Origin of the sequence: Streptomyces sp. NPDC059010 (assembly GCF_042740355.1) — a bacterium.
Classification (GTDB): Bacteria; Actinomycetota; Actinomycetes; order Streptomycetales; family Streptomycetaceae; genus Streptomyces.
This window is the reverse complement of record NZ_JBHYJA010000001.1, coordinates 441,682-453,108: the sequence shown is the minus strand read 5'-3', so window position 1 is coordinate 453,108 and position 11,427 is coordinate 441,682. Positions and strand designations below refer to the sequence as shown.

Sequence of the window (11,427 nt, the reverse complement as noted above, 5' to 3'; positions counted from 1 at the left end):
CACCCGGACCGCCTCGATGGCCCCGGGCCGCGGCCGGGCGGGGCCCGGCGCGGGGCGGGAATGCGCGGCCGGTGGGGGCGCGCGCCGGGGCGCGCCCCCCAACTGCCCTTTCTGTGACCGTGTGACCGCGTGTTACTTGCGCGCCGTCGACCGCAGCTGCCGTACGGCCTTGCGGACCGCCGGGTGCCTGCGCAGCGCCTCCGCGCGGACCGGGCTGCCGCCGGGCAGGCGCAGGCTGGTCAGGCGGCGGCGCTTGAAGTAGCGCTGGTACTGGACCAGGTTGGCGCCGAGCCAGGCGGTGACCTCGTCGCGCAGGGCGTGGTGCTTGCGGGACTGCATGCAGAAGCCGACGCTGCGCACCAGCGGGGCCAGGTCCTCGGCCATCCCGGCGAGTTCGAGCGGGGAGCCCAGCTCGGCGTGCTCGGCGTCGGGCAGGGCCGCGTCGATGATGGTCAGCGGGATGCGGTTGCTGTTCTCGTACGGCGTGATGCGTTCGAGGAGCAGCTCGGTGCCGACGCGGGCGACGGGGATGCCGTAGAAGGCGGCGGCGGTCATCAGTGCCGTGGAGAAGCAGCCGACGACCAGCTTCGGCTTCAGGTAGGCGAAGACCGTCTCGGCGAGGACGGGCTCGTTGAGGACCGTGAGCCGGACGTCGAGCTCCTTCGCCACCGCCTCCAGGGACTCGTTGAAGACGGCCGGTGCGCTCGGGTGCGGCTTGAACAGGACGTCGCGGTGACCGGCCCGGGCGGCGGCGCGCAGGAAGCGAATGTGGAGTTGCTCCTCCTCGTCCTGGCTGATCAGGTCGATGGCCGAGAGGTACTGGCCGAGGAGGACGGCGGTGGGCGGGTTGTCGGCCGGGAGTCGCTCGGCGAGCAGGCCGGCGCCGGACTCGCCGATCTGGGCGAGGACGTCGACGATCGCGTCGTTCGGGACGGCCTCGGGCGGTACGCCGTACTCGGCCAGGAGCATGGGCTCAAGGCCCGGCACCAGATCCAGGTGGAGGACGCGCTTGATGCGGCTGCTCATGCCGTGCGGGATGCGGTTGCGGGTGGGGCCGTAGCTCATCAGGCCGTCCGCGTACACATGGATCGGGCTGTCCGCGAAGATGTCGGCGACCGCGCGGGAGGGGTTGGCCTGGATCGACTCGCAGGCGATCTCGACGGGCTCGTCACCCAGGTTCCAGGCGAGGCGTACGGCCTTCTCCCACAGCAGGGTGTCCTGGCCGCGCGGCGACCAGCCGGCCGGGTGGTGCGGGGAGATGAAGTCGTTCCAGGAGCGCACCTCGTCGAACTCGGGGCGCAGCTTCTCGAAGCCGGCCATCCGGTCCAGCGGGGTGCCGACCTCGGGGATGGCGGCGGTGTTGCTGACGACGAGGATGCGGCGGACGCCCTCGCGGGGGCCGAACTGGCCGGCCCGTATGGCGGCGGTGACGGTCGCGGCCGCGTACTGCGTGGCCGAGAAGAAGATCTGGATCATGCCGCCACTCCCTTCATGCCGCCCCGTATCCGGCGCAGCATGTACACGCGCTCCTCGCCCATCCCGACGAGAGCCTCTTCCAGTTCCTCCTCGGACATCCTGCCCAGCGCCTCGGCGGCCATCTGCTTCAGCTTGGCCGCGATGCTGCGTTCGAACCGGCCGCGGCCGAGCAACTGGTGGGCGATGACCACGCAGTAGTTGCGCAGCGCCTTCTTGCGCAGGCGGCCCACCTCGGGGTCGTCGGCGAGCTCGGCGAGGACGAGGTCGAAGGAGCGGAAGAAGTCCAGCTGGCGGACGTCGCCGATCTGGGTCAGCGAGCTGGCCACGCCCCGGCGGTAGAAGACGCCGCGCAGGCTGGCGACGGCGTAGGAGTCGGCCCTGCGGTGCAGGTCCCAGATCCAGGGGCGGTCCTCGGCGGTCTTCAGTCCGTCGTGGAAGCGCAGCATGCCCTTGTCGAGGAGGCGGCGGTGGTAGACGCCGGCCCAGGCGTACGGGTAGTCGACCATGGTGGTGTCGTCGACCGGCAGGATCGAGGTCCGCGGGTCGAGCGGGATGTGCCGGCGTCCCTCGGGGGCGCGGTGCACGGTCCGTTCGATGCCCGTCACCTGGACGTGGTCGGTGCGTACGAAGTCGACGTCGAAGCGTTCGACGGCGTCGACCAGATCCGCGAGATAGCCCGGGGCAAGCCAGTCGTCGCCGTCGAGGAAGGTGAGGTAGCGGCCTTCCGAGGCGTCGATCCCGGTGTTGCGCGCCGTGGCCAGTCCGCCGTTCTGCTCATGCCGTATCACCCGGCTGTTCCTGAGTCTCTTCGTCAGCGTCAGCAGCGCTTCGTACGTCTTGTCCTTGGTGGACCGGTCCTCGACGAAGATGAACTCGAAGTCGTCCCGTTCGTTGTTGACCAGGCTGGTCACGGTCTCGGGGACATATGACTCGATGTTGTAGCACGGGACGATCACGGACAGTGTCGGGGGGCGGTTGGTCACGCGTACACCTGGGCTCTCTCCGGGGCGGATCCCTGCGACCGTAGGAGATGTTCGACGCCGGATCTCAACTCCCTGCCAACTTCCAGGTGAACGAAAAGTAACCGGACGGCGCCCCCTGTCCCGCGTCCATGTGACCGCCACCAACAGCGCTTACCATCCCCGCTCGGGTGTTCGATACGACTCGACTCAACCCGGGGGGAATGTATGTGTACGACCGTTTTCCACAGCGACCAGCCGATACGGGCCATCGACCTCGGCCCGGTGCACATCGTCGAGCTGACCTGCCCGCCGTCCCTCGTACCGCGCACCCCGGCGATGATCCGGCAGACGGACCCGGACCTGTGCTCGGTCGTCTTCCCGCGCCGGGGCGCGCTGGTGGTGGCCCAGGCCGGGCGCGAGGCCCTGCTGGGCGAGCGGGACCTCGCGCTCTACGACAGCTCGCGGCCGTTCACCGTGCGGACGGCCGGCCTCGGCACGGTCACGCTGGTGCGCGCGCAGGTGCCCCGCGCCCTGCTGCCCCTGTCCGCCCGGCACACCGACCGGCTGCTCGGGACCCGGTTACCGGGCCACGAGGGCATGGGTGCGCTGCTCACGCACTTCCTCGGGGATCTGGCCGCCGACCGCACCCCCCGTACGGCGGCCGACGTCGACCGGCTGAGCACGGTGACCCTGGACCTGCTCGCCGCGACGCTCGCCCACCATCTGGACACCGGCCCGCGGCTGCCGGAGGAGTCCCGTCGAAGAACCCTCCTGCTGAGCATCGAGGCGTTCATCCGGGACCAGCTGTCCGACCCGGATCTCTCGCCCCGGGACATCGCGGCCGCCCATCACATCTCCGTCAGCTATCTGCACCGTCTCTTCCGGAGCCGGGACACCACCGTCACCGAGCTGATCCGCCGGCGGCGCCTGGAGCGGGCCCGGTGTGCGCTCGCCGACCCGCGGCTGCGGGACACGCCGGTGAACCGCATCGCGGCCGACTGCGGATTCCGGGAGCACTCGGCCTTCACCCGGGCCTTCAACGCCTCCTACGGCATGCCGCCACGGGACTGGCGCCGACAGGCCCTCCGGGCGCCCCGCGGCTGAGGGCCGGGACACCATGGGAGGACTCACCCGGGTGTACGGCCACCAGCGCGCCTCCATCCGGCAACACGTACGGCTCGTCGAGTACGGCGCGGCATCGGTGTGGTCCCTGACCTGCCCGCCGCAGTTCCCACGGGCCCTGGCCCCCGTCCGCCGGACGGCCACCCGCCGCCTCCACCTGGTCCTGCTGCTGCACGGCGAGGCGGTGATCCTGCACGACGGCCGCGAGACCGTCCTGGGCGCGGGCGACTTCTACTGCGACAACCGCGTACGACCGCTCCAGCTGCGCGCCGGCCCGATCGGAGCCGTCGGCATCGCGCTCCCCGAAGCGCTGCTTCCGTTGCCGCCGGACGAGGCGGACCGGATGCCGGGGCGCCGTATCGCCGGCCGCGCGGGCGCGGGCGCCCTGCTGGCCCGTCTGCTCACCCAGCTGACGGAGGACACCGGCACCTTCCAGCCCGCGGACGGACCGCGCCTCGGGACGGTCCTGGGCACCATGGTGGCGGCACTGCTGTCCCACTCCCCCGACGCCGACGCCGACACCGAGACCGACACCGACAGCAGCTCCAGCTCCGGCACCGGCACCGGCACCGGTCGACCCTTGACCGTGCGCATCATGACGTTCATCCAACGCCGGCTGTCCGACCCGGAGTTGAACCCGCGTGCCGTCGCCGCCGCGCACGGCATCTCCCTCAGCTATCTGCATCGCCTCTTCGAGGCCGAGCGGGAGACCGTCGCCGCGTACATCCGCCGCCGGCGCCTGGAACGCGCCCGCTTCGACCTAGCCGACCCCGCCCAGGCGGCCACGCCGGTGCATGTCATCGCCACACGCTGGGGCTTCGTCCGGGCCACCGACTTCGCCCGGGCCTTCCGGGCGGCGTACGGCATCGCACCCACGGACTTCCGACGGCAGGCCGGTGTCCCCGGTGGACGGAATGCCACATGAGTGTGCTCTGAGCGCCAAGGCCCCAACTGCCGCAGACGGCCATGCTGTTGATCGGTTCACTTCCCGATCTTCGGAGAGAGGTTCGTGATGAAGAAGCTGCGACTCGCCACCGTCACCGCGCTGAGCACGCTGGCCGTGGGCGCCGGGATGATCTTCCCGTCGTCCGCGCAGGCGGCGACGTACTGGACGTTCGAGAACGGCGCGTGGAACACCTGCCTGACCGCCGGCGACAGCGGGGTGGCGTACCACACGACCTGTCAGGGCTCGAACCGGCAGCAGTGGGACTGGGTCGGCTCCGGTCATGGCCAATACCTCCAGCTCAAGAACCGGGAAACCGGCAAATGCCTGACGACCGACTTCAAGAACTCCGTCAACGCCGTGTGGACCAGCACCTGTGGCGCCGCCCCTGACCAGTGGTGGTACTACCGGGGCTCCGACCGGGCCCTCTACAACGAGGGCGAGGGCAACGGTTCGAGCGGTTTCCTGCGGACGAGCCCCACCGAGAGGGACGCCGTCTACACCAGCTCGCTCGCCGGATCGCCAGTCGCCGGGAGCTACTTCACATGGATCGGCAGCCACACGTGACCGCGCCCCTCACCTGACCCCGTACCGCGCACCGATTCCCGCGATCACGAGGGCCAGCCCCTCCTCGAAGTGCCGGTCGTAGTCAGCGAAGATCTCCGCGCCCGCCTGAGCCGACAAGGGATAGTCGGCCATCAGGCGGGCGCGTTCGTCCACGTCGTAGCCCTCGCGGCGCTCCCCCGCCATGGGCTCGACGCCCTGTTCCTCGGTGACGAAACCGAGGGTGTAGAAGTACGTCGTCGAGGTCGCGCGGACCGCGTCGCCGAGGGCGAAACCGGCGGCCGTGAACAGGCGCAGGTCGGCCTCCATCTGCTCGGCGTGCTCGATGCCGGTGAAGCGTGAGCCGCTGAAGACCTTCGCGCCGTCGCGGTAGCCGAGCAGCGCCGCGCGCAGTCCGCGGTTGGACCTGAGCAGCCGCTCCTGCCAGGTGTCCGCGGGATCGAGGGCCGTCCCGGCGACCATCCGGCGGTACATCTCGGTCGCCATCTCGTCGAGCAGCGCCTGTTTGTCCTTGAAGTGCCAGTACAGGGCCGGCGCCTTGACGTCCAGCTCCCTGGCGATGGCGCGCAGGGTCAGGCCGTCCAGGCCGACCTCGTTCAGGAGCTTGAGGGCGGTGTCGGCGACACGGCCGCGGTCGAGGGGGGCTCGGCGTTCGGTGGTCACGCTTGACAGTTTAACGGCGTTAAGGGCACTCTCGTCGTCGACAGAACTTAACAACGTTAAGGGGGATTGTCCGATGCGTACCGACATGCGTACCGACATGCGCACCGACGTCGACGTCCTGATCGTCGGCGCGGGCCCGACCGGCCTCGCCCTGGGGATCGACCTGGCCCGGCGCGGGGTGGACGCGCTGATCGTGGAGCGGGCCGACGGGCTGTTCCCGGGCTCGCGTGGCAAGGGCATCCAGCCGCGCACGATGGAGGTCTTCGACGACCTGGGCGTGCTCGACGCGATCCGCGCGGCGGGCGGCACCTATCCGGTGGGGATGATCTGGCAGGACGGCAGGCGGGTCGGCGAGCATCAGATGTTCGATCCGGCCGAGGTGACGGAGGATTCGCCGTACGCAGCCGAGCCGTGGATGGTGCCGCAGTGGCGGACGCAGGAGATCCTTTTCGCGCGGCTGGAGGAACTGGGCGGGAAGGTCGCCTTCGGCCGGGAGGTCGTCGGGCTCGCGCAGGACGAGGACGGGGTGACGGTCGGCTTCGCGGCCGGCGAGAGTGTCCGCGCGCGGTACGTCGTCGCGGCCGACGGCGGCCGTTCGGCGGTACGGCGGGCTCTCGGCATCGGCATGACCGGGGAGACCGTCGATCCGAACCCGATCCTGGTGGCGGACGTGCGGATCACGGGCCTGGACCGGGACAACTGGCACATCTTCCCGCCGCGCGGGGAGGGCGGTGCCGAGGACGGCGCTGCGGACGACGTTGAGAACAACGGCTTCCTCGCCGTCTGCCCGCTCGCGGGGACGGAGGACTTCCAGGTCGTGGCCCAGTTCCCGGACGGGGCCACGGTCGACGTCTCCCTTGAGGGCATACGCAAGGTGGTCGCCGCGCGCTCCCACCTCGCCCCCGAGGATGTGACGGAGGTCCGGTGGGCCTCGGACTTCCGGCCGCGGGCGGCCCTGGCGGACCGGTTCCGGGACGGGAGGGCGTTCCTCGCGGGGGACGCCGCGCACGTCCACTCACCGGCCGGGGGTCAGGGCCTGAACACGAGCGTCCAGGACGCCTACAACCTGGGCTGGAAGCTGGGGGCGGTCCTGAGGGGCGGGGCCGATGCGGCGCTGCTCGACACGTACGAGGCGGAGCGGCGCCCCATCGCCGCCGACATGCTCGGTCTGTCGACCGGCGTGCACCGCGGCGAGGTCCGCCGCGGTGAGGCGACCCGCCAACTCGCCCTGGGCTACCGCGAGTCGACGCTCACGCAGGAGACACGGGCGACCCCGGGTCCGCTGCGGGCCGGCGACCGCGCCCCCGACGGAACCCTGGGCGGCGTACGCCTCTTCGACGCGTTCCGGGGGCCGCACTGGACGCTGGTGGCGGTCGGGGTGGCGGCGCCGGAGCCGCCGGAGCTGCCCGAGTCGGTCAGCGTGGTCCGGGGAGAGGCGCAGGAGTCGTACGGGACGGGCCTGTTCCTGGTGCGGCCGGACGGCTATGTGGGCTGGGCGGGCGAGACCAGCGTGACGAGCGGCGGGTTGCGGGAGTACGCCGGCCGAGCGGGCCTCTAGTCACGCACCGCCCCTGGCCGCGCACCGGTCCCTGGTCACGCACCGGCGAGCGACAGCTTCACAGCGAACCCGAGGAACAGCGCGCCCGCCGCCGAGGTCGCCCCCGCCGACAGTCGCCTGCGCCGCCGGAAGGCATCCGCCAGCTTTGTGCCGCTGAATATCAGCGCGCTCAGGTACAGGAAGCTCGCGAACTGCGCGAACGCGCCGAGGACGACGAACGACAGCGCCGGGTAGGCGTACCCGGGGTCGACGAACTGCACGAAGAAGGCGACGAAGAACAGGATCGCCTTGGGGTTGAGGAGGCTGATGACGAAGGCCCGACGGTAGGGCCGCTCGTCGGCGGCACCGGCATCGGCGGCCTCCTCCACGACCGTCTCCCGCCGAGCCCGCCACATCCCCAGGGCGGCCCGCATCATCCCGATCGCCAACCAGGTCAGATAGCCGGCCCCGGCGTACTTGACGATCCCGAACAACACGGCGTTGGCCTGCAACAGCGAGGCGACTCCGGCCGCCGACAACGTCATCAGCACGGTGTCCCCGCACCACACCCCGGCCGCGGCGGTGTACCCGGCCCGCACACCGCGCCGGGCGGCGACGGACAGCACGTACAGGGAGTTGGGGCCGGGGAGCAGGACGATGAGGACAAGTCCCGCCAGATAGGTGGGGAGATCGATGACGCCGAGCATGAAAGGCAGTGTCGCACGCGGGTACGACAGTCACTCCGTCACAGGATCGGATCGAGGTGAGCGACCGCACCCACCAGCTGGCCCTGGGCCAGGTCCAGCCACGGCTCGGGGCGGTCACTCCGAACCGCTTCGGTCAGCAGCTTCACGGCACTGGTGATCGGCTTGGTGGGCAGAACCGTCCACAGGACGCCTTCGAGCGCGACCCGCGCGACCTTGGCCCCCCAGCCCTGTGACTCGCCCAGCACCGCCTTGGCGGCCTGCAGGGCGGCCCCGGTCTCGTCACCGTGCAACTCGGTGACGGCGGAGGCGGCGTACTCCGGGCCCCGGTCGGGCAATTTCTCGATCTTCTTGGCAAGGTCCAGCGGCTCGGGCCCTACGGCGAGCCGACAGCCGATGACGGAGACCGGCCGGTCGAACCCCTCGGCCGGACCGAACTCGTCGATGGTGACCGCGAGATCCTTGACGGCCATCCGCGCCTCCTCCAGCGAGCGCACCCCGGCGAGCCGCGCGGCCACCTTCTTCGTGACGCTGTACTCGTTGACGTAGCGAGGGACGGTCAGCCGGACCAGCGACAGGTCCGACGACTTCATTTTGTGCAACGGCTGCTTCCGCGGCAGCTCACGGTTGGAGCGGCCGAACCCCTCGATGCCCATGCGCGCCTCCTGGCAACGGGCCGATGTGCCGGTGTTCCGGTGCTCTGGTGCTCTGGTGCTCTGGTGCTCTGGTGCTCCGGTGCTCCGGTGCTCCGGTGCTCCGGTGTGCCGAATAGAACGCCCCCGACCACCGCCCCGGTTCCCACCCTTCCCGGGAAACCCCAGCTCAGAAGGCATCCGAGGGCACATAGACCCCCCACACCTCCCGCAGCGCGTTGCACACCTCGCCCACCGTCGCGCGGGCCCGCAGCGCGTCCTTCATCGGGTACAGGACGTTGTCCTGGCCCTCGGCGGCCTTCTTAAGGGCGGTCAGGGCCGCGTCGACCGCCTGCTGGTCCCTCTCCGCGCGCAGCTTCGCGAGCCGGTCCGCCTGTTGCGCCTCGATGGCCGGATCGACGCGCAGTGGCTCGTACGGTTCCTCCTCGTCGAGCTGGAAACGGTTGACGCCGACGACGACCCGCTCGCCGGCATCCGTCTCCTGGGCGATCCGGTAGGCGCTGTGTTCGATCTCGTTCTTCTGGAAGCCGTGCTCGATGGCCGCCACCGCGCCCCCGAGGTCCTCGACCCTCCGCATCAGATCGACCGCCGCCGCCTCGACGTCGTCGGTCATCCTCTCGATGGCATACGAGCCCGCGAAGGGGTCGACCGTCGCCGTCACGTCCGTCTCGTAGGCCAGTACCTGCTGGGTACGCAACGCCAGGCGGGCGGACTTGTCCGTCGGGAGTGCGATGGCCTCGTCGAAGGAGTTGGTGTGCAGGGACTGGGTGCCGCCGAGGACCGCCGCCAGGCCCTGGACGGCGACGCGCACCAGGTTCACCTCGGGCTGCTGGGCCGTCAGCTGCACGCCCGCCGTCTGGGTGTGGAAGCGCAGCATCAGGGACTTCGGGTTCCGCGCGCCGAACTCGTCCCGCATCACCCGGGCCCAGATCCTGCGCGCCGCACGGAACTTGGCGACCTCCTCCAGGATCGTCGTACGGGCGACGAAGAAGAACGACAGGCGCGGCGCGAAGTCGTCGACGTCCATGCCGGCCGCGACCGCCGTGCGGACGTACTCGATGCCGTCCGCGAGGGTGAACGCGATCTCCTGCGCGGGGCTCGCGCCCGCTTCGGCCATGTGGTAGCCGGAGATCGAGATGGTGTTCCACTTCGGGATCTCGGTCTTGCAGTACTTGAAGATGTCGGCGATCAGACGGAGGGAGGGCTTGGGCGGGAAGATGTACGTGCCGCGCGCGATGTACTCCTTCAGCACGTCGTTCTGGATGGTGCCGGTCAGCCGGTCCGCCGGGACTCCCTGCTCCTCCGCCACCAGTTGGTAGAGCAGGAGCAGCAGTGCGGCCGGGGCGTTGATCGTCATCGACGTCGACACCTCGTCCAGCGGGATCCCGCCGAACAGCACCCGCATGTCGTCGATCGAGTCGATCGCCACGCCCACCTTGCCGACCTCGCCGTGCGCGATCGGCGCGTCGGAGTCGTGGCCCATCTGGGTGGGCAGGTCGAAGGCGACCGACAGGCCCATCGTGCCGTGCGCGATCAGGTCGCGGTAGCGGGCGTTGGACTCCGTCGCCGTGCCGAAGCCGGCGTACTGGCGCATCGTCCAGGGGCGGCCGGTGTACATCGTGGGGTACACGCCCCGGGTGAAGGGGTACGAGCCCGGTTCGCCCAGCTTCTCAGCCGCGTCCCAGCCGGTCAGCGCGTCCGGTCCGTAGACCGGCTCGATGGGCAGTCCGGACTCCGACTCGCGCGCCATGGTGCCGCCGCCTCCCGCGTTGGGACCCGCTCACCGGGTCTCCCCTGAGTTCCACCATGCCGCCTAGTTCGCGACCGGTCACGCGCGGGGAACATCTCAGGTGACATCGGGGTGGTCGGTGTGAGACGCCGGGGGTCGGGATGCGTACCAAAGGCATGGGGCTGGGAAGCAGAAACGCCGTACTCGCTGCGGGCGCCGCGCTCACCGTGCTGCTGTGCGGCTGCACGGTACAGGCCTCCGGCAAGGAGCGGCACTCGCCGATCCGCATAGAGCTGCCGGACCGCAGCCCCTCCCCGAAGTCCTCCCCGCCCGGCGACGACAAGCCGGGCACCACGCCCACGGCCGGGGCATCCGCCGCCGTGCTCTGGCAGCGGGGCGACACCGGCCGTGACATACGCGAGCTCCAGGCCCGCCTCCGGCAGGTCGCCTGGCTCTTCGACGGGCCGACCGGGACGTACGACGACCTGACCGAGCAGGCGGTCAGGGGCTTCCAGGGCAAGCGCGGGCTGCCGAAGACGGGGAGGACCGACGAGGTCACCTGGCAGCGGCTGCTGAAGATGACCCACGAACCCGGCAAATGGGACCTGTACCTGATGGGCGGGCAGCCGGCCGACGAGCCGGACGCGCGGTGTCTGACCGGCCGGGTGCTGTGCATCAGCAAGTCGAGCCGGACGCTGCGCTGGATGGTCGACGGGCGGACGGTCCTGACGGTGCCGGTGCGGTTCGGGGCGGAGTACACACCGACCCGGGAGGGTGTGTTCAGCATCTACTGGAAGTCCCGGCACCATGTGTCGACGCTCTATGACTCGCCCATGCCGTACGCGATGTTCTTCAGCGGCGGCCAGGCGGTGCACTACTCGTCCGACTTCGCGGCCCGGGGCTACGCGGGTGCCTCGCACGGCTGCGTCAACGTGGCGGACGAGCGGGCGATCTCGGAGATGTTCACCCAGGTGCGGGACGGTGACAAGGTCGTCGTCCACTGGTGAGGCGTGCGCCGCGGAGCGGCGCGGAAAGAGATGGGGCGCGGGCGGGACCGGGGGAACGTGTCCCGCC

11 protein-coding genes are annotated in these 11,427 nt (G+C 70.7%); 5 read left to right on the top strand and 6 right to left on the bottom strand.

All coding sequences use genetic code 11. The annotated features are described in order from the left end of the window. Positions 1 to 132: 132 nt before the first annotated feature. Together ACFWYS_RS02185 and ACFWYS_RS02180 are read right to left on the bottom strand one after the other, a co-directional pair. On the bottom strand, positions 133 to 1,476 hold the full coding sequence (locus ACFWYS_RS02185) for an alpha-2,8-polysialyltransferase family protein (protein WP_384762203.1): 1,344 nt from the start codon (positions 1,474 to 1,476) through the stop codon (positions 133 to 135). Next, on the bottom strand, positions 1,473 to 2,459 hold the full coding sequence (locus ACFWYS_RS02180; protein ID WP_384762201.1) for a glycosyltransferase family 2 protein: 987 nt from the start codon (positions 2,457 to 2,459) through the stop codon (positions 1,473 to 1,475). The genes ACFWYS_RS02185 and ACFWYS_RS02180 overlap by 4 nt, the downstream gene beginning before the upstream one ends. Before the next feature lie 204 nt (positions 2,460 to 2,663). Between ACFWYS_RS02180 and ACFWYS_RS02175 the strand changes: the two genes are divergently transcribed. From ACFWYS_RS02175 to ACFWYS_RS02165, 3 genes are all read left to right on the top strand, one after another. Next, entirely contained in the window at positions 2,664 to 3,542 is an 879-nt protein-coding gene (locus ACFWYS_RS02175; protein ID WP_384762199.1) for a helix-turn-helix domain-containing protein, read from the top strand. 13 nt (positions 3,543 to 3,555) lie between these two features. After that, entirely contained in the window at positions 3,556 to 4,485 is a 930-nt protein-coding gene (locus ACFWYS_RS02170; protein WP_384762197.1) for a helix-turn-helix domain-containing protein, read from the top strand. Positions 4,486 to 4,572: 87 nt separating this feature from the next. Next, complete coding sequence (locus ACFWYS_RS02165) at positions 4,573 to 5,070, top strand: RICIN domain-containing protein (RefSeq protein ID WP_272112849.1); 498 nt, start codon at positions 4,573 to 4,575, stop codon at positions 5,068 to 5,070. 9 nt (positions 5,071 to 5,079) lie between these two features. Here ACFWYS_RS02165 and ACFWYS_RS02160 read toward each other — a convergent pair whose 3' ends face one another. Continuing rightward, positions 5,080 to 5,730, bottom strand: a complete 651-nt coding sequence (locus ACFWYS_RS02160) for a TetR/AcrR family transcriptional regulator (protein WP_384762195.1) — start codon at positions 5,728 to 5,730, stop codon at positions 5,080 to 5,082. Between the two features lie 73 nt (positions 5,731 to 5,803). On the opposite strand from ACFWYS_RS02160, the gene ACFWYS_RS02155 reads away from it, so the two are divergent. Next, positions 5,804 to 7,288: an FAD-dependent oxidoreductase gene (locus ACFWYS_RS02155; protein ID WP_384762193.1), complete on the top strand. Its 1,485-nt coding sequence runs from the start codon at positions 5,804 to 5,806 to the stop codon at positions 7,286 to 7,288. 35 nt (positions 7,289 to 7,323) lie between these two features. Here the strand turns inward: ACFWYS_RS02155 and leuE are convergent, their stop codons facing one another. The 3 genes from leuE to ACFWYS_RS02140 all read right to left on the bottom strand — a co-directional run bounded on the left by leuE (position 7,324) and on the right by ACFWYS_RS02140 (position 10,374). Continuing rightward, a complete protein-coding gene (leuE, locus tag ACFWYS_RS02150; RefSeq protein WP_384762191.1) occupies positions 7,324 to 7,974 on the bottom strand; it encodes a leucine efflux protein LeuE in 651 nt (216 codons plus the stop codon). 38 nt (positions 7,975 to 8,012) lie between these two features. Continuing rightward, on the bottom strand, positions 8,013 to 8,627 hold the full coding sequence (locus tag ACFWYS_RS02145; RefSeq protein ID WP_384762190.1) for a hypothetical protein: 615 nt from the start codon (positions 8,625 to 8,627) through the stop codon (positions 8,013 to 8,015). A gap of 166 nt (positions 8,628 to 8,793) precedes the next feature. Then, positions 8,794 to 10,374 (bottom strand): methylmalonyl-CoA mutase, encoded by a 1,581-nt coding sequence (locus tag ACFWYS_RS02140; RefSeq protein WP_384762188.1) that lies wholly within the window; start codon positions 10,372 to 10,374, stop codon positions 8,794 to 8,796. A gap of 140 nt (positions 10,375 to 10,514) precedes the next feature. Here ACFWYS_RS02140 and ACFWYS_RS02135 point away from each other — a divergent pair, with 140 nt between their 5' ends. Further along, the gene (locus ACFWYS_RS02135) at positions 10,515 to 11,360 is read left to right on the top strand and encodes a L,D-transpeptidase family protein (protein ID WP_384762186.1); all 846 of its coding nucleotides are present in this window, start codon (positions 10,515 to 10,517) and stop codon (positions 11,358 to 11,360) included. The last annotated feature ends 67 nt before the right edge of the window (positions 11,361 to 11,427 follow it).